The sequence below is a fragment of the Streptomyces sp. NPDC033136 genome (assembly GCF_055578235.1).
The window spans coordinates 391,392-409,209 of the sequence record NZ_JBVIPD010000007.1 but is presented as its reverse complement, the minus strand read 5'-3'; the positions used below and the strand labels follow the sequence as shown (position 1 = coordinate 409,209).

The 17,818-nt window shown below is 72.0% G+C and carries 16 protein-coding genes; 14 read left to right on the top strand and 2 right to left on the bottom strand.

Translation table 11 applies throughout. The features are described 5' to 3' along the window. The 5 genes from ACZ5TL_RS16910 to ACZ5TL_RS16890 form a co-directional block, all read left to right on the top strand. Positions 1-431 (top strand): alpha-glucosidase C-terminal domain-containing protein (locus ACZ5TL_RS16910; RefSeq protein WP_468590510.1); only part of this gene is annotated, 431 nt, incomplete at its 5' end. After that, complete coding sequence (gene treS / locus ACZ5TL_RS16905) at positions 428-2,146, top strand: maltose alpha-D-glucosyltransferase (RefSeq protein ID WP_468590509.1); 1,719 nt, start codon at positions 428-430, stop codon at positions 2,144-2,146. The genes ACZ5TL_RS16910 and treS, both read left to right, overlap by 4 nt. 28 nt (positions 2,147-2,174) lie before the next feature. Beyond that, the gene (locus ACZ5TL_RS16900) at positions 2,175-3,545 is read left to right on the top strand and encodes a maltokinase N-terminal cap-like domain-containing protein (RefSeq protein ID WP_468590508.1); all 1,371 of its coding nucleotides are present in this window, start codon (positions 2,175-2,177) and stop codon (positions 3,543-3,545) included. A 3-nt stretch (positions 3,546-3,548) separates the two neighbouring features. After that, positions 3,549-5,756, top strand: a complete 2,208-nt coding sequence (gene glgB / locus ACZ5TL_RS16895) for a 1,4-alpha-glucan branching enzyme (protein WP_468590506.1) — start codon at positions 3,549-3,551, stop codon at positions 5,754-5,756. Positions 5,757-5,866: 110 nt separating this feature from the next. Next, positions 5,867-6,955 (top strand): glutamate--cysteine ligase 2, encoded by a 1,089-nt coding sequence (locus ACZ5TL_RS16890; protein ID WP_468590537.1) that lies wholly within the window; start codon positions 5,867-5,869, stop codon positions 6,953-6,955. 82 nt (positions 6,956-7,037) lie between these two features. Here ACZ5TL_RS16890 and ACZ5TL_RS16885 read toward each other — a convergent pair whose 3' ends face one another. After that, positions 7,038-7,271 (bottom strand): DUF6480 family protein, encoded by a 234-nt coding sequence (locus tag ACZ5TL_RS16885; protein WP_468590505.1) that lies wholly within the window; start codon positions 7,269-7,271, stop codon positions 7,038-7,040. A 150-nt stretch (positions 7,272-7,421) separates the two neighbouring features. Between ACZ5TL_RS16885 and ACZ5TL_RS16880 the strand changes: the two genes are divergently transcribed. After that, positions 7,422-9,320, top strand: a complete 1,899-nt coding sequence (locus ACZ5TL_RS16880; protein WP_468590504.1) for an AMP-dependent synthetase/ligase — start codon at positions 7,422-7,424, stop codon at positions 9,318-9,320. A gap of 128 nt (positions 9,321-9,448) precedes the next feature. Continuing rightward, positions 9,449-9,883, top strand: a complete 435-nt coding sequence (locus ACZ5TL_RS16875) for an ATP-binding protein (protein WP_468590502.1) — start codon at positions 9,449-9,451, stop codon at positions 9,881-9,883. A 38-nt stretch (positions 9,884-9,921) separates the two neighbouring features. On the opposite strand, the gene ACZ5TL_RS16870 is transcribed toward ACZ5TL_RS16875, so the two are convergent. Continuing rightward, positions 9,922-10,293: a PRC-barrel domain containing protein gene (locus ACZ5TL_RS16870; protein ID WP_468590501.1), complete on the bottom strand. Its 372-nt coding sequence runs from the start codon at positions 10,291-10,293 to the stop codon at positions 9,922-9,924. A 341-nt stretch (positions 10,294-10,634) separates the two neighbouring features. Between ACZ5TL_RS16870 and ACZ5TL_RS16865 the strand changes: the two genes are divergently transcribed. The 7 genes from ACZ5TL_RS16865 (at position 10,635) to ACZ5TL_RS16835 (ending at position 17,795) form a co-directional block, all read left to right on the top strand. Then, positions 10,635-11,027: an STAS domain-containing protein gene (locus tag ACZ5TL_RS16865; protein ID WP_468590499.1), complete on the top strand. Its 393-nt coding sequence runs from the start codon at positions 10,635-10,637 to the stop codon at positions 11,025-11,027. A gap of 266 nt (positions 11,028-11,293) precedes the next feature. Next, positions 11,294-12,181 carry an STAS domain-containing protein gene (locus tag ACZ5TL_RS16860; protein ID WP_468590497.1) on the top strand — a complete coding sequence of 296 codons (888 nt, stop codon included), beginning with the start codon at positions 11,294-11,296 and terminating at the stop codon, positions 12,179-12,181. Then, the gene (locus tag ACZ5TL_RS16855; RefSeq protein WP_468590496.1) at positions 12,178-12,594 is read left to right on the top strand and encodes an STAS domain-containing protein; all 417 of its coding nucleotides are present in this window, start codon (positions 12,178-12,180) and stop codon (positions 12,592-12,594) included. The genes ACZ5TL_RS16860 and ACZ5TL_RS16855 overlap by 4 nt, the downstream gene beginning before the upstream one ends. Then, a complete protein-coding gene (locus ACZ5TL_RS16850) occupies positions 12,594-13,034 on the top strand; it encodes an anti-sigma regulatory factor (RefSeq protein ID WP_468590536.1) in 441 nt (146 codons plus the stop codon). The genes ACZ5TL_RS16855 and ACZ5TL_RS16850 overlap by 1 nt, the downstream gene beginning before the upstream one ends. Then, positions 13,034-14,479 (top strand): SpoIIE family protein phosphatase, encoded by a 1,446-nt coding sequence (locus ACZ5TL_RS16845; RefSeq protein WP_468590494.1) that lies wholly within the window; start codon positions 13,034-13,036, stop codon positions 14,477-14,479. Before ACZ5TL_RS16850 ends, ACZ5TL_RS16845 begins: the two co-directional genes overlap by 1 nt. Next, positions 14,476-16,203, top strand: a complete 1,728-nt coding sequence (locus tag ACZ5TL_RS16840; RefSeq protein ID WP_468590492.1) for a PP2C family protein-serine/threonine phosphatase — start codon at positions 14,476-14,478, stop codon at positions 16,201-16,203. Before ACZ5TL_RS16845 ends, ACZ5TL_RS16840 begins: the two co-directional genes overlap by 4 nt. 221 nt (positions 16,204-16,424) lie before the next feature. Further along, positions 16,425-17,795 (top strand): NAD(P)/FAD-dependent oxidoreductase, encoded by a 1,371-nt coding sequence (locus tag ACZ5TL_RS16835; RefSeq protein WP_468590491.1) that lies wholly within the window; start codon positions 16,425-16,427, stop codon positions 17,793-17,795. Positions 17,796-17,818 lie beyond the last annotated feature (23 nt).

Here is a 17,818-nt window from a genome sequence, read left to right as displayed (position 1 = left end):
AGTACCAGCTCAGGCCCCGCGACTGGGAAGCGGCCGCACGCGAGGGACGCACCATCGCCCCGCTGCTGACCCGCCTGAACACCATCCGGCGGGAGCATCCCGCGCTGCACCGCCTCAGGAACCTCCGCTTCCACCACACCGACAACGACGCGCTCATCGCGTACAGCAAGCGCAGCGGATCCGATGTCGTCCTGGTGGTCGCCAACCTCGACCCGCACCACGCCCAGGAGGCCACGGTCTCGCTGGACCTGCCCCAACTCGGGCTGGACTGGCACGAGTCGGTGCCCGTGCGCGACGAACTCACCGGCGAGACCTACCACTGGGGCCGGAACAACTACGTGCGACTGGAGCCGGGGCGGGCTCCCGCGCACGTCTTCCACGTCCAGTCCCCGCCCGTCGCGCCAGGCAACGGAGGGGCAGGAACGTCATGACCGTGAACGAGCCCGTGCTGGACACCTTCGAGGACACTCCCCCGAGGGACAGGGATCCTGATTGGTTCAAGCGCGCCGTCTTCTACGAGGTCCTCGTCCGCTCGTTCCAGGACAGCAACGGCGACGGCGTCGGTGACCTGAAGGGCCTGACCGCCAAGCTCGACTACCTCCAGTGGCTCGGCGTCGACTGCCTGTGGCTGCCGCCCTTCTTCAAGTCGCCCCTGCGCGACGGCGGCTACGACGTCTCCGACTACACCGCCGTCCTCCCCGAGTTCGGTGACCTGGCCGACTTCGTGGAGTTCGCCGACGCCGCCCACCAGCGCGGCATGCGCGTGATCATCGACTTCGTCATGAACCACACCAGCGACCAGCACCCCTGGTTCCAGGAGTCCAGGAAGGACCCCGACGGGCCCTACGGCGACTACTACGTGTGGGCCGACGACGACAAGGGTTACCCGGACGCGCGGATCATCTTCGTCGACACGGAGACGTCGAACTGGACGTTCGACCCGGTGCGCGGCCAGTACTTCTTCCACCGCTTCTTCTCGCACCAGCCGGACCTCAACTACGAGAACCCGCGCGTGCAGGAGGAGATCCTGGCCGCGCTGAAGTTCTGGCTGGACCTGGGCATCGACGGTTTCCGCCTGGACGCGGTGCCGTACCTGTACGCGGCCGAGGACACCAACTGCGAGAACCTGCCCGCCACCCACGCCTTCCTGAAGCGCGTCCGCCGCGAGATCGACGCGCAGTACCCGGACACGGTGCTGCTGGCGGAGGCCAACCAGTGGCCCGAGGACGTCGTCGACTACTTCGGCGACTACCCCAGCGGCGGCGACGAGTGCCACATGGCCTTCCACTTCCCGGTCATGCCGCGCATCTTCATGGCCGTACGGCGCGAGTCCCGCTACCCGGTCTCCGAGATCCTGGCCAAGACCCCGGCCATCCCCTCGGGCTGCCAGTGGGGCATGTTCCTGCGCAACCACGACGAGCTCACGCTCGAGATGGTCACCGACGAAGAGCGCGACTACATGTGGGCCGAGTACGCCAAGGACCCCCGCATGCGCGCCAACATCGGCATCCGCCGCAGGCTCGCTCCCCTGCTGGACAACGACCGGCACACCATCGAGCTGTTCACCGCGCTGCTGCTGGCCCTGCCCGGGTCGCCGATCCTGTACTACGGCGACGAGATCGGCATGGGCGACAACATCTGGCTCGGCGACCGGGACGCCGTCCGGACCCCGATGCAGTGGACCCCCGACCGCAACGCCGGGTTCTCCACCTGCGACCCGGGCCGCCTCTTCCTGCCGGCGATCATGGACCCGGTCTACGGCCACCAGGTGACCAACGTCGAGGCGTCGATGTCCTCGCCCTCGTCGCTGCTGCACTGGACCCGCCGCATGATCGAGATCCGCAAGCAGAACCCGGCCTTCGGCCTCGGCTCGTACACCGAGCTGCCGTCCTCCAACCCCGCGGTGCTGGCCTTCCTGCGGGAGTACGAGGACGACCTGGTGCTCTGCGTGAACAACTTCGCGCGGTTCGCGCAGCCCACCGAACTCGACCTGCGCGAGTTCGCCGGGCGCCATCCGGTCGAGCTGTTCGGCGGGGTCCGCTTCCCGGCCATCGGTGAACTGCCGTACCTGCTGACGCTCGGGGGCCACGGCTTCTACTGGTTCCGGCTCACACGAGTCGCATCCCGCATCGGCCGGCGACTGTGAGCATGCGCCGACGAAAGGAGGCGTGACCATGCCGAAGACCGCATCCCTCCGCCCAAGCCTCACGCGCCTGGCCGAGCCCATGGAGTCGCTCGGCGGGCTGCTGCGCGACTGGCTGCCGCGGCAGCGCTGGTTCGCGGGCAAGGACCGGCCCGTCACCGAGCTCGGTCTGCTGTCGATGACCGAGCTGTTCCCGGGCTGTCTGCACCTGCTGGTGCACGCCGGTCACGCCGGGCACGCGGGCGTGCCCTCGCCCGGCGGGACGCCCCCGGCCGGCGACTGCTACCAGCTGCTGCTCGGCGTACGGGAGTATCCGGCGCCGCGCCTGCGGCGGGCGCTCATCGGGCAGGTGCAGGACGGGCCGCTGGCCGGCCTGACCGTCTACGACGCGCTGCACGACCCCCGGTCGGCCCAGCTGCTGCTGGACCGGCTGCGGCACCCCGGCACCGCGGGCCCGCTGCGCTTCGACTGCGACCCGGACCAGCCGGTGCCCGGCGGACTGGTGCCGCGTCTGCTGGACGCGGAGCAGTCCAACTCCTCTCTGGTGTACGGCGACGAGTACATCATGAAGGTCTTCCGACGCATCCAGCCCGGCGTCAACCCGGACCTGGAGGTGCCCGGCGCGCTGGCCCGCCAGGGCTGTCACCGCGTTCCCGCGCCGGTGGCCTGGTTCCAGACGAGGCATCCGTTCAAGGCGACCCTCGGTGTGCTGCAGCCGTATCTGCGGGACGCCTCCGACGGCTGGACGCTGGCACTGCACGCGCTGGCCGCCGGCGACGACTTCACGGTCCAGGCCCGGGCGCTGGGCGCGGCCACGGCGGAGGTGCACCTCGCGCTGGCCTCGGCGTTCCCGGTCGGCGCGCCCGGGGAGAACGGGCGTACGGCGTCGGCGATGACCGAGCGGCTGGACGCCGCCGCGCACTGCGTGCCCGCGCTGCAGCCGTTCGTGCCGGGCCTGCGGACCGCGTTCGCCGCCCTGAGCACCTGTGATCCCGGGCCGCCCGCCCAGCGCATCCACGGCGACCTGCACCTCGGTCAGGTGCTGCGGGCCGGACGCGAGTGGTTCGTCATCGACTTCGAGGGCGAGCCGTCCCGGCCGCTCTCCGAACGGCGCAGCGCCCACTCCCCCGTGCGGGACATCGCCGGGATGCTGCGTTCCTTCGACTACGCCGCCCGGCAGCGCCGCCCCTGGCGCCCGGAGTGGGCCCGCCGCTGCCGCGAGGCCTACTGCGGGGGCTACGCCGCCCGTGCCGGCTGGGACCCCCGCAAGAAACACGGACTGCTCCGCGCCTACGAGACGGACCGGGCCGTGTACGAGGTGCTGTACGAGGCACGGCACCGCCCCGACTGGCTGCCTGTGCCGATGGCGGCGATCGAGCGCCTCGCCGTGAGAGGAGACTGAGCCGTGGCCCTGCGCGACACCTCAATCCCGGAGCCGTCCGGCCCGGTCCCGAGCCGGACCGCGCCCGACCTGAGCCCTCCGGACCGCGGGCGCCTGCTCGCGGGCGCCCACCACGATCCGCACGCCCTGCTGGGCGCCCACCCGGCCCCGGGCGGCGTCGTGTTCCGGGCCCTGCGCCCCTTCGCCCGCTCCGTGAGCGTCGTGATCGACGGCAGGCACACGGCCCTCGTCTCCGAGGGCGACGGCCTCTTCTCGGGCGTGCTGCCGCTGGAGGCGATCCCCGCGTACACCCTGCACGTGGGGTACGAGGACGGTGAGCAGGAGACGCACGATCCGTACCGCTTCCTGCCCGCGCTCGGCGAGCTCGACCTGCACCTGATCCGCGAGGGCCGTCACGAGGAGCTGTGGCAGGCGCTCGGCGCGCAGCCCATGACCCACGAGGGCGTGAGCGGCACCCGGTTCACGGTGTGGGCGCCGAACGCGCAGGGCGTGCGGGTGGCCACGGACTTCACCTACTGGGACGGGACGCAGTTCCCGATGCGGTCGCTCGGCGCGTCCGGCGTTTGGGAGCTGTTCCTGCCGGGTGTGGGTGAGGGCACCGCGTACAAGTTCGAGATCACCTCCAGGTACGGGCAGCGCTTCCTCAAGGCCGACCCGATGGCGCGCCGCACCGAGGAGCCGCCCAACACCGCGTCGATCGTGACGGCCTCGCACTACGAGTGGGCCGACGCCGAGTGGATGGCGCACCGCGCTGACACGCCGGTGCACGAAGCGCCCCTGTCGGTGTACGAGGTGCACCTGGCGTCCTGGCGCCCGGGACTGACCTACCGGCAGCTCGCCGAGGAGCTCCCGAAGTACGTCAAGGACCTCGGCTTCACGCACATCGAGCTGATGCCGGTCGCCGAGCACCCCTTCCACGGGTCCTGGGGCTACCAGGTCACCGGGTTCTACGCGCCGACGGCCCGGCTGGGCACGCCCGACGACTTCCGGTTCTTCGTGGACGCCTGCCACCGGGCCGGCATCGGCGTGGTCATGGACTGGGTGCCGGCGCACTTCCCGAAGGACGACTGGGCGCTGGCCCGCTTCGACGGTGACCCGCTGTACGAGCCCGGCGACGGACGCCGGGCCGAGCACCCGGACTGGGGCACCTACGAGTTCGACTTCGGCCGCACCGAGGTGCGCAACTTCCTCGTGGCGAACGCCGTGTACTGGTGCGAGGAGTTCCACATCGACGGGCTGCGCGTCGACGCGGTCGCCTCGATGCTCTACCTGGACTACTCGCGCGAGGACGGCCAGTGGGAGCCCAACGCGTACGGCGGCCGGGAGGACCTGGCGGCCATGGCGTTCCTGCAGGAGATGAACGCGACGGTGTACCGGCGGGCCCCCGGCGTGGTCACGATCGCGGAGGAGTCCACCGCCTGGGGCGGGGTGACCCGGCCCACCGAAACCGGCGGGCTCGGTTTCGGGCTGAAGTGGAACATGGGCTGGATGCACGACTCTCTGGAGTACATCGCCCATGAGCCGGTGCACCGCAAGTACCACCACCACGAGATGACCTTCTCGATGGTGTACGCCTACAGCGAGAACTACGTCCTGCCCATCTCCCACGACGAGGTCGTGCACGGCAAGCAGGCGCTGGTGGCGAAGATGCCGGGCGACTGGTGGCAGCGGCGCGCCACCCACCGGGCGTACCTCGGCTACATGTGGGGCCACCCCGGCAAGCAGCTGCTGTTCATGGGGCAGGAGTTCGCGCAGGGAGCCGAGTGGTCGGTGGAGCACGGGCCGGAGTGGTGGCTGCTCGACGACGGCTACCACTCGGCGGGTGACCACCGCGGCGTGCGCGACCTGGTCCGCGACCTGAACACGGCGTACCGGGCGACTCCGGCGCTGTGGCAGTGCGACACCCGGCCGGAGGGCTTCCGGTGGGTGGCGGTGGACTCGGCCGACGACAACGTCTTCGCGTTCCTCCGGTACGACGCCGAGGGCAACCCGCTGCTGGCCGTGTCGAACTTCTCCCCCGTCGTCCGGCACGACTACGCCCTGTGGGTGCCGCAGGACGTAGTCGCGTGGCAGGAGCGTCTCAACACCGACGACCTGCGCTACGGCGGCAGTGGCGTGACCAACCCGGATCCGGTCAAGCCGGACGACGGCTGTGTCCGGATCACGCTGCCTCCGCTGGCCACCGTGTGGCTGACGCCGTTCGCCGCGTGAAGTGCTGCCACCGCACCAGGTGTCCGACCCGCCTGTGAGGGGCACTGGGGGTCTACCACCGGGAGGACCCGGTGGGAGACGCGGCAGTGGCACAGAAGGGCGGGCATCAGGTGCGCACCGTGGGAGTGGAGGAGGAACTCCTCCTGGTCGATCCGGAGACCGGTGAACCGCGGGCGCTGTCCGCGGCGGTGCTCGCCCGGGCGGAGCTGGACGACGCGGATCAGGACACCTTCGAGAAGGAACTCCACGAGCAGATGCTGGAGTTCGCCACGCATCCGCAATCGTCGATGGAGGCCCTGCGCGCGGAGATCGTCCGCTGCCGCAAGGAGGCCGCCCGGCACGCCGGGGAGATCGGCTGCACCGTGGCGGCGCTCGCCACCTCCCCGCTGCCGGTCAGCCCGGCCATCGGCGTCAGCCGGCGGTACCAGTGGATGGCCGAGCAGTACGGCATCGCCACCCGCGAGCAGCTCGTCATGGGCTGCCATGTGCACGTGTCGGTCGAGTCCGACGAGGAGGGCGTCGCGGTCATCGACCGGGTGCGGCCGTGGCTGCAGGTGCTGACGGCGCTCAGCGCGAACTCGCCCTTCTGGCAGGGCAAGGAGACCGGATACAGCAGCTACCGCAGCCGGGTGTGGCTGCGCTGGCCCTCGTCCGGCCCGACCGAGATCTTCGGCTCGGCCGAGCGGTACCACCGTCTGATCGCGGACATGGTCGCCACCGGCTCCCTCCTCGACGACGGGATGATCTACTTCGACGCGCGGCTGTCCCAGCGGTACCCGACCGTGGAGATCCGGGTCTCGGACGTGTGCCTGCACTCCGGCACCGCCGCCCTCCTCGCCACGCTCGTCCGCGGCCTGGTCGAGACGGCCGCCCGTGAGTGGCGGGAGGACCGGGAACCGCTCGGCCACAGTGTGAGCCTGCTGCGCCTGGCCGACTGGCAGGCCGCACGGTCGGGCCTCTCGGGCGAGCTGCTGCACCCCGCCACCATGCGGCGGATGCCCGCCGAGGCGGTCGTCCGTGCGCTGCTCGACCATGTCGAGGAGGCTCTCGACAGCACCGGCGATCTGGAACGCGCCCGGGCCGCCTGCGACGACCTGCTGCGCCACGGCAACGGCGCGCAGGTGCAGCGCGAGGTGATGGAGCGCACGGGGAGCCTTCGGGACGTCGTCACGGAGTGCGTGCGCCACACCCAGGCGTGAGGCGTCCCGCCGTTCGGGGTGAGGGTCGCAGGATCAGGGTTCGGGGGGCCGGGAGTCAGAGGATCAGGCTTCGGGGGCGGGCTCAGAGGATCAGGACGAGGGCGTAGGCCAGGAAGAACGCCGCGACCAGCACCGCGAGGATGATGATCACGGTCAGTGGTCCCTTGGCCCAGCCCTTGGGCGGATTGTGGGTCTCCCGGGGCAGCGCCTCGGGCATGCTGCTCTCCGCCGGCGGGGTCTCGCCCGGCGGTACACCACCGCCGGGTTCCAGACCGGTGCTGCGTTCGGGTTCGGGATCGGGGCTGATGTGTCTCATGCCGTCCGGGTCCCCCATCTCGCCGAGATCATCAGGGGTCCCACTTCCGTATTTCCCGACCCCGGAGGGTCTCGCCTCGACTACATTCGAGCACCGCCGATGACGGTACCCGTCGGCAACGTCACACCCCGTACACGTCAGGAGCAGTGCATGCGCGACCTCGCCCTCGCTCCCCCAGCCGTCTCTCCCCTGACCGGCGGGCTCGCCGACAGCGTCTTCGAGACCGCGGACCGCGAACCCACCCGGCCGATGCTCGCCCGCCGCGCCGATCCCGCCTCCGCCACCTGGGAGGAGGTGACGGCGATCGAGCTGCGCGACGAGGTGGTGGACGTGGCCAAGGGGCTGATCGCCTCGGGGATCGCACCGGGCCACCGCGTGGCGATCATGGCGCGCACCCGGTACGAGTGGACGGTCCTGTGCTACGCGCTGTGGGCCGTGGGGGCCGAGGCCGTCCCCGTCTACCCGACGTCGTCACGCGACCAGGTGGAGTGGATCCTGCGGGACTCCGGCTGTGTGGCCGTGCTGGTCGAGGACGAGCAGGGCGTCATGACCGTCGGCTCGGTGTGCGCGTCACTGCCGTTACTGCGTCACGTGTGGCAGCTGGACGCGGGGGCGCTGGAGGAGCTGGCGGCGCGCGGGGACGTCATCCCGCAGGCCACGGTCGACTCGATGCGCCGGATCGTGCTGCCGGACTCGACGGCCGTCATCGCCTACACCTCCGGCACCTCCGGCCACGCCATGGGCTGCGCGCTCAGCCACCGCAACCTGGCCGCGCCCTGCGACACGCTGCTGACGGGCTGGGGGCACACGGCGGCACCGCGCGGTGAGCAGGGCTCCGTGCTCGCGTTCCTGCCCTTCTCCCACGTGTACGGGCTGATGATCCAGGGGCTGTGCGTGCGCGGCGGGCTGCTGATGGGGCACCAGGCGGATCTGAGCGGGGAGGCGCTGTCGGCGGCGCTGCGCTCGTTCAGGCCGACGTACTTCTACGCGGTCCCCTCGGTCCTGGAGAAGATCTACAAGAACTTCCTGCGCACGGCACAGCAGGGCGGTCACGGCGGGCTGTTCGAGCGGGCCGCCGGGACCGCGCGGGACTTCGCCGCCGCCCTGGAGCGCCAGCGGCTGGGACGGGGCCGGGGCCCCGGTTTCGATCTGCGGCTGCAGCACGCCCTGTACGAGCGCACGGTGTACCGCAGGCTACGGGCCGCACTGGGCGGCCGGGTGCGGCGGGCGACGTCCGGCGGCTCGCCCCTCAACCGCGACCTGTCCCTCTTCTACGAGGGCATCGGCATCTACGTGCACGACGGGTACGGCCTGACCGAGACCGCCGGCGGGGTGACCATGCAGCCGCTGGGCCGGGAGAAGTCCGGGACCGTCGGCCAGGCCCTGCCCGGCACGGAGATCCAGGTGGCGGAGGACGGCGAGATCCTGGTGCGCGGCCCGTCGGTGTTCCAGGGGTACGTCGGCGACGAGGCCGCCACCCGGGCCGCGCTGCGCGGCGGCTGGCTGGCCACCGGCGATCTCGGGCAGCTGGACTCGGAGGGCTATCTGACGATCACCGGCCGCAAGAAGGACATCATCGTCACCAGCAGCGGCAAGAGCGTCGCCCCGGCCGCCCTGGAGCAGCGGCTGCGGATGCACCCGCTCATCCACCAGGCGGTGGTGGTGGGTGACAACCGGCCCTGCGTCGGTGCCCTGATCACGCTGGATCCGGAGTTTCTCGCGCACTGGCGGGCGGCGCTGGCCCTGCAGGGCGAGCTGCGGGAGGCGCGGGAGGAGAACGCGCTGCGGGAGGAGGTCGCCCGGGCCGTGGCCGCGGCGAACAGCGCCGTGTCGCCGTCGGAGTCGATCCGGGTGTTCCGGGTGCTGCCGGAGCCGTTCGACGTGGCCAACGGGCTGCTGACACCATCGATGAAGCTGTGCCGGGACGCGATCGTGCGGCACTACGCGTCCGAGATCGACGCGATGTACGAAGCGCGCAGGCGTCCAGGGCGCCCGAGCACCCCGGACGAAACACCGAACTGGGACGACTCGGACAGCGTGTTCCGCTGAGCGGGGAGCCGGACGAGTAGGGCTCGCCCCCACGGGAACACGCAACAGTGGCGACGCATGAGAGACGCATGAGAAAGGACGACAGCCCTGACGACAGCCCTTGCTGACGCCCGGGCCGGAAAGGCGATATGTCAACCGAGCCGCGTGGGGACGACGCCCTGACCTCCGAGGAGATCCCGAGCCGCACGAACAGCTTCGTGGGCGAGCCGCATGACGTGACGGGTGCGCGGCTGGCCGCGGAGGAGTTCCTGCGTGATCTGGCACGCTCCTCCCCGCCCTCTGCCCCCGAGTACTGGGACGACATCCTGCTGGTGGTGACGGAGCTGGCCGCCAACGCGGTCCAGTACGCGCCAGGTCCGTTCGCGCTGCGGTTGCGCCGCACCTTCGACGGCGTGCACGTGGTCCTGCACGACACCAGCTCCACCGAACCCGCACCCCGCCCCTTCGATCCGCGCAGCGGTGGCGGCGGCATCGGCTGGCACCTGATCCACACACTGTGCGACCAGGTCAGCGTGGTGACCGACGGCCGCGGCAAGGACGTACACGTGTTCCTGCCCTGGTGAACCGGGAACGTCACGGGCGCGAGGCGCCCGTGACCGCCTCAGACCGAGGTCGTCTCGCGCGGCGGCAAGCGGTGGTAGTAGTCGCCCACGGCCGTCAGATACTCCCGGTCCCTCGTCTCGCTGTCGGTCTGGAAGCGGGGCGCCGCCTTGGCGTCTCCCCTGCTGCAGGCCAGTGTTATCTTCCTCGCCTGCGTGTCGATGCCGGTGACGACTCCGGCCGGCACCAGGACGCTGCGGCCGAACACCCAGACGCCGGTGTCGACCACCAGATGCCGCATGCCGTGCGGGTCGTCCTCCCGGTCCACGTGCCCGATCGTGCCGTCGGTCGCCGCGACGCTGAACCCGGTCAGGTCCTGCCCCTCGGTGCGGCCGCTGCCCGGCGCGAACGACCAGATTCTGTCGATGGCCACGCTGTCCATCCTCCCTGACGGTGTGCGGATCGCGGAATTGTGGCGGACGCCTCCCGCCCGCCCTGCTCCACAGCGGCCATTACCCTCCTGACGCAAGCGCATTCGGCGTACGGGCCCGCAACCCGTACGACTTCGGCGACCGGCCTCGACGTTGTTCGCCCCGGGAGGCATGGAGGCCGGTTTCCGGGGTAATCGCGGGGGCGCGGTGACATGCCAGCCCGGCAGCGAAAGGAGGCGCATGACAAACGGCACACGGGGCCGGAGAACGACCGGTATCCCCTCGCACCGCGGTCATCCCCAGAGGTGACCTGCCCAGGCCGTAGCACTTGACGGAGGTACCCGTGCCCCTCGCCCAGAACCCGCTGTCCGTGGAAGTCGAACTGCCCCGGGAGGACGTGGCCCTGATCACGGTCGACGGCTACCTGGACGTCGACACCGCGACCGAGTTCCAGGCCCATCTGGCCAACCAACTCCACCACGGCCGACGCCACTTCCTGCTCGACCTCTCGTCCGTCCCGTTCATGGACTCGTCGGGGATGAACATCATCCTGCGGGTGTACCAGGAGACCCGTAAGACCGAGGGCAGTGTGCACGTCATCAGCCCGACACCGGCCGTGCGACGCATCCTCGACCTGACCGGCGTCAGCATCACCGTGCCGATATCGGAGAGCCTCGACGAGGCGCTGGCCCGTGTCGACGAAGGGCCGCACCTCCCGGAGGACCAGGGCATCTGACGGGCCGGTGGCCCCCTCGGGACCGGCGCCGGCACAACCGGCGGCCCGGTGCCCTCGCTCCGCCCCGCCCGGACGGCGTTCCATGTTTCCCCCGCGCTCGTTCCGGCGGTGGCCAACCGCCGTTCCCTGCACCGGATCGCTTGCCCCGGAACAGGTGTCGTACGAGGTCGGCGCATGGTTAGAGTTGTCGCCCGGCAAGTGTCACATCGCCGTCTCGTTGCCAGAAGCGGGCTCGGTCGACGCAACGCGGATGAGGAGAGAACCAGGTGCCGGAGCACGAAGCGGACGGACAGCTCGCCACGCCGACACACGAGGTGCGGGACTTCCTGCACCGGCGGCGTGAACAGATCGCCCAGCGGTGGTCCGACGAGCCTCTTTTCCGCACCGTGTTCACCGTCTCGCGCGACGAGGCGGTGGAGGCGGGCAAGGTCATCGTGGACGCACTGGCCCAGGTGGCCGACGCGGAGCAGGTGGAGGACCCGGACGCGGCGGGATTCAGCGGGGTGCGCGAGCAGCTGGCCCGGATGGGCGCGGCCCGCTCCCGGGCCGGACTGTCGAACACCCAGGTCTCCAGTGAGCTGGCCGCCCTGCGGCCGCCCGTGGAGAACCTGCTGGCCGCCGATCTGGAGCAGGCACCGCCCGAGCACCTGCGGGCGGCGTCGACCGCGCTGACGGTACTGATGGGCACCCTGCGGCTGGTGGCGATGCAGTCGGCGCTCAGCGAGTGGCAGGCGCTCAGCGACCGGCAGCGGCTGCAGCTGATGGAGGTGGCCACACCCGTCATCCGGCTGTGGGACGGCGTCGTGGCCGTGCCGCTGATCGGGACTCTCGACAGCGCCCGCAGCCAGATCGTGATGGAGACGCTGCTCAACGCCGTCGTCGACCAGCACGCCCGGTTCGCGATCCTCGACATCACCGGTGTGCCCACCGTCGACTCGCTGGTCGCGCAGCACCTGATGAAGACGGTCGCCGCGACGCGGCTGATGGGCGCCCAGTGCATCGTCTCCGGCATCCGCCCCGCCATCGCGCAGACCATCGTGCATCTCGGTCTGGACCTGGACGTCATCACCCGCGCGAGCCTCGCCGACGCGCTGGGCTACGCGCTGCACCAGCTCGGCACGGACATCGTGAACCCTGGTTCGGGTCAGCGGTGAACGACGCGTACTCCCGCCCCACGGGCCACGTGCCGGTCCTCCGGCTCGGCGACGTCCTTCTGGTCACGCTCCAGGGGGACCTGCACGACAGCACGGCGCAGCAGCTCCAGCAGGATCTCGCGGAGACCATTTCCCGTACCGGGGTGCACGGCGTTCTCATCGACATCTCCGGCGTGGAGATCGTCGACTCCTTCCTCGGCCGGGTGCTGGCCGAGATCGCCGCGCAGGCCAAGCTGCTGGCCGCGCGCACCGTGGTCGCCGGCATGCGCCCGGCGGTCGCCATCACCCTGGTGGAACTGGGCCTGACGTTGCCGGGCCTGAGCACGGCGCTCAGCACCGAGGCGGGCATGGAGCTCCTCTCGGAGCGCTCCCCGGCGCACCGTGCCGGCGGCCCGCGTCAGGAGAGTCCGTGATGCACACCGCCGCGGGCGTCGAGGCCTGCCTGCCCATCCGGTCGGACATGGACCTGGTGTGGGTGCGCCAGCACGTACGGCAGGCCGCTGCCCGGCTCGGCTTCGGCCTGGTGGAGCAGACCAAGCTGGTCACCGCGGCCAGTGAGCTGGCCCGCAACACCCTGGTGCACGGGGGCGGCGGCACGATGGAGGCGACGCAGGTCGGCACCGCGGGTGCGAGGGGACTGCGGCTGGCCTTCAGCGACGAGGGGCCCGGCATCGCCGACCTGGACCTGGCCCTCAGCGACGGCTACACCTCCGGCGGCGGGCTCGGCATGGGGCTGAGCGGCGCGCGGCGCCTGGTGCACGACTTCGACCTCGACAGCACGCCGGGCTCCGGCACGACGGTGCGGGTGACCTGCTGGGTGGCCCAGCCGCCCCGTCCACGCGAGGAGGCCTGATGCCGCGCGTGTGGGACGTCCCGGTGCGCGACTCGACGCGGGTGCGTGACGCGCGGGTCGCCGCCGAGGGCGCGGCCGCGCTGGCCGGGCTGGACGAGCGGCGCACCGCCGCCGCCGCGCTGGTCGCGACCGAGCTCGCCACCAATCTGCTCAAGCACGCCGAGGGCGGCCAGGTGCTCATCGACGTCGTGGCCCCACCCGCGCCGCACGGGGACCGTGAGGAGTCGCGGCTCGTGCAGATCGCCGCGATCGACCACGGCCCGGGCATCGCCGACGTGCCCGCGGCCGTGCGGGACGGTTTCTCCACGACCCGCTCGCTCGGCGCCGGCCTCGGCACGTGTCTGCGTCTCGCCGACGACTTCAGCCTGCACAGCACGCCCGGCCGCGGCACGGCCGCGGTGGCCCGCGTCGGCATGACCCGCCGGGGCGATGACGCACCCGTTGGTCCGCGGGTGCGGACGTGGCCCGGCGGGATGTCGGGGAGCTGGGACCACACGCCCGGGCCGGACGCTGCCGGGACCGGAGCCGCAGCCCCGGGCAGCGGGCTGTGGCCGGGCGGTACGCCGCCCTTCGGGACCGTGGCGTACGGCGGACCGGCCGGGCACACGGCGGCCGGGGAGGCCGGCACCGCCCCCGGCCCCGGTCATGTGCCCGCGGGCAGCGGTGTGCCGGCGGGAGGCCGCGGTACGCCCGGGAGCGAGCAGGGGCGCGCGGCGGTGCCAGTCCCGAACCTACCCGGCACTGCTGCAGACGGCCCTGGCGAGCCGCGCGCCTGTACGGCGGGGCCCGCCGCACAGGCCGGCCCGTCACCGGACCGTTCCGCGCCGGCCACCGGCGTGCGCGCCGGCGGCGTGAACATCCCCTACGGCGGTGCCGAGTACTCGGGTGACGCCTGGGCCTGGGTGCGTTCCGGGGACCTGGTGACGCTGATGCTGGCGGACGGGCTGGGGCACGGGCCGGAGGCCGCCCGGGCGTCCTCCACCGCCGTCACGGCGCTGCACCGCTGGGCGCACCTCTCCCCCGCCGAGTCGCTGCGGCGGCTGCACGAGGCGCTGAAGGGCACGCGGGGCGCCGCCGTCGCCGTGGCCCAGCTCGACCTGCGGGCCGGGCGGCTGGCATTCGCCGGGATCGGGAACGTGGGGGCCCGGCTGCGCGCGGACGGCACCTGGCGTCCCCTGCTGTCGCGGCCCGGCATCGTCGGCCTCCACCGCCCCACCACCACCCTCCGCGAGGAGGTGGCCGACTGGGGCGACGACCGGCTGCTGGTCCTGCACACCGACGGCCTGCCCAGCCGCTGGACACCACCGTCCGGCGCCGGTCTGCCGACCGCCGACCCGGCCGTGACGGCCGCCGTGACGATACGCGACGCGAGCAGTCCCGCCCGGCCGGTGCGGGACGACACCGCCGTGGCCGTGCTGACTTCGACCCCGCCGGAACGCCCATGATGCGCACTTGGCAGATCACCACCGTCACCGACGCGGCCCGCGCCCGCATCGCGCTCGCGCGCCTGGCCACCGCCTACGGTGTGCCCACCGTCGAACGGACCCGGCTCTCCGCCGCCCTCAGCGCCCACCTGAGGCAGTGCCTCACCAAGGGCGGCACCTGGCGGCTCACCATGGACCTGGCCGGGTCCCCGGCCGAGGAAGGCCTGCTGCACGCCGTCGTGACTCCGTCGCCGGAGGCGTGCGCCGCCGGGGAGCCGCCCTGGGAGGTCACGGTCCCCTGCCCCGAGGCGGCCCGGGCCGCGGAGGACGGCACCGTCCGCGACGACCCCGCCGCCCTCGCGGAGGCGCTGCTCGGGGCCGACGAGGACACGGCCGTGGTGCTGGACAAGCTCACCGAGCAGGAGGATCTGGTCTCCTTCCACCGCGAGGAGCTGCACCAGACCAACCAGGGCGTGCTGGCCCTGCACGCCGAGCTGGACGCGGCCGGGCGGGCCCAGCGCGAGGCCTTCGCCGCCGAGCGCAGCGCGCGCAACGAGGCGGAGAGCGCCCGCCGCAGACTGACGTTCCTCGCGGACGCGAGCGCCGTACTGACGGCGTCGCTCAACCACGAGGAGATCGTGCGCCGCCTGCCCGACCTGCTGGTGCCGGAGTACGCGAGCAGCGTCGACATCTGGCTCTTCGACCACGAGGACGACAGGAACCGCTCGACGCCGCATCCGGCCGCCGCCGTGGTCGCGGCCCGCAGCGGGCGGCCCCAGTACGCCGCCGACCATCCCGGCAACCTGCCCGGTGTCGACGACCAGCCGCCGTCGGCGCTGGAGCCGGAGCGGCCGCTGCTGTGCGTCCCGCTGCCGACCCGGCGGGCGCCGCTGGGGGTGCTGACCCTGTCGCCGCCCGGCGGGCGCTGGGATCCGGACGACGCGGTGATGCTGATCGAGCTCACCCGGCGGGCCAGCATCGCGATCGACAACGCCCGGCGCTTCGAGCACAACCGGGACATCGCCGAAACCCTCCAACGCGCCCTGCTCACGGACCTGCCGGCCACGCCGGGGCTCAGCCTGGCCGCCCGGTATCTGCCCGCCACGCACGGGCTGAACATCGGCGGTGACTGGTACGACGCGTTCCGTCAGCGGGACGGCGGACTCATCACCGTCATCGGCGACGTGACCGGGCACGGTCTGCACGCGGCCGTCATGATGAGCCAGCTGCGCACCGCGCTCAGGGCCTACGCCGTCGACGGCGACAGCCCGGGCCGGCTGCTGACCCGGCTGCACCGGTTCCTGCACCATCTGCAGCCGGACCTGTACGCCACGGCCGTCATCGCCCGGTTCCACCCGGACGACCCGACGCTGACCTGGGCCGCGGCGGGCCATCCGCCGCCGGTACTGCGCCTGCCCGACGGCACCGTGCGCACCCTCGACGCCAAGCCCGGCGCCATGCTCGGCATCCCGCTCACCCAGGAGATCGACGACCACACCGTGCACCTGGCCCCCGGCTCGACGCTCGCGCTGTACACGGACGGGCTCGTGGAACGGCGTGCGCAGGGCATAGACCCGGGCATCGAGCGCCTGGCGCAGGCGCTCGGCGGGTTCCGTTCCGCGGAGCTGGACGCGGACCTGGAGGACTCGGCGGACCGGATCCTGCATCCGCTGCTGAGCGACTCCGAGCGGGACGACGACGTGTGTCTGCTGCTCTGTCACCTCCAGGGGGACGCGGCGTCCTGACCGACGGCCGGTCCGGCCGTCCGGGTGTGCACGCGTTCTTCACGCCACCCTGGTGCTTTTCGGCCACGCTCCGGGCATGGTGGTGATCGACGCGTTCGGCTGCCCGCCGCGCCCGACTGGCGTACCCACCGGACACACGGTGGGCTCTCAGGAGTGCGAACCGGCGATCCAGGGGCAGGCGAAAGGCGTTCGAGGCAGACCGCCTGGAGCCGCAGAAAGGGATGAACACCGTGACACGACCCAGGATCCTGGTGGTTGGCGCAGGCTTCGCCGGCGTGGAGTGCGTCCGCCGTCTGGAACGGAAACTCTCCCCTGACGAGGCCGACGTCACGCTGGTGACGCCGTTCGCCTACCAGCTCTACCTGCCGCTGCTCCCCCAGGTCGCCTCCGGCGTGCTGACGCCGCAGTCGATCGCCGTCTCCCTGCGCCGCAGCAAGAAGTACCGCACGCGCATCATTCCGGGCGGGGCGATCGGCGTCGATCTGAAGGCGAAGGTGTGCGTCATCCGCACCATCACCGACCATATCGTCAACGAGCCGTACGACTACATCGTGCTGGCGCCCGGCAGCATCACCCGGACCTTCGACATCCCGGGACTGACGGAGCACGCGTTCGGGATGAAGACGCTCGCCGAGGCGGCGTACATCCGTGACCACGTCATCTCCCAGCTGGACCTGGCCGACGCGAGCCAGGACCCGGACGAGCGGGCCTCGCGGCTGCAGTTCGTGGTGGTCGGCGGCGGCTACGCCGGCACCGAGACGGCGGCGTGCCTGCAGCGCCTGACGCACGCGGCGGTCAAGCGCTACCCGCGCCTGGACCCCGGTCTGATCAAGTGGCATCTGATCGACATCGCCCCGAAGCTGATGCCGGAACTGGGCGAGAAGCTCGGCAGCAGCGCACAGGAGATCCTGCGCCGGCGGGGCATCGACATCTCCCTGGGCGTCTCCATCGCCAAGGCGGGCCCCGAGGAGGTCACGTTCACCGACGGGCGGGTGATCCCGACCCGTACGCTCATCTGGACCGCCGGGGTCGTCGCCAGTCCCCTGATCGCCACGCTCGGCGCGGAGACCGTCAAGGGCCGTCTCGCCGTCGCCTCCGAGATGAATCTGCCGGGCGACGACGGGGTGTTCGCCCTCGGCGACTCGGCCGCCGTGCCCGACCTGGCCAAGGGGGACGGGGCCATGTGCCCGCCCACCGCGCAGCACGCGCTGCGGCAGGGCAGGCACGTCGCCGACAACGTCATCGCGTCGCTGCGGGGCCAGTCCATGAAGCCGTACGTCCACAAGGACCTGGGGCTCGTCGTCGACCTGGGCGGCACCGACGCGGTCTCCAAGCCGCTGGGCATCGAACTGCGCGGCCTGCCCGCCCAGGCCGTGGCCCGCGGGTACCACTGGTCGGCGCTGCGCACCAACGTCGCCAAGACCCGGGTGATGACGAACTGGCTGCTCAACGCGGTCGCCGGTGACGACTTCGTACGGACGGGGTTCCAGGCCCGCAGGGCCGCGCGGCTGAAGGACTTCGAGTACACCGACGCCTATCTCACGCCGGAGCAGGTGCGGGCACAGGTCGAAGGGTCCGCCCGGCAGGAGTAGCCGGGCCGGTCGGGGCCGTCCGC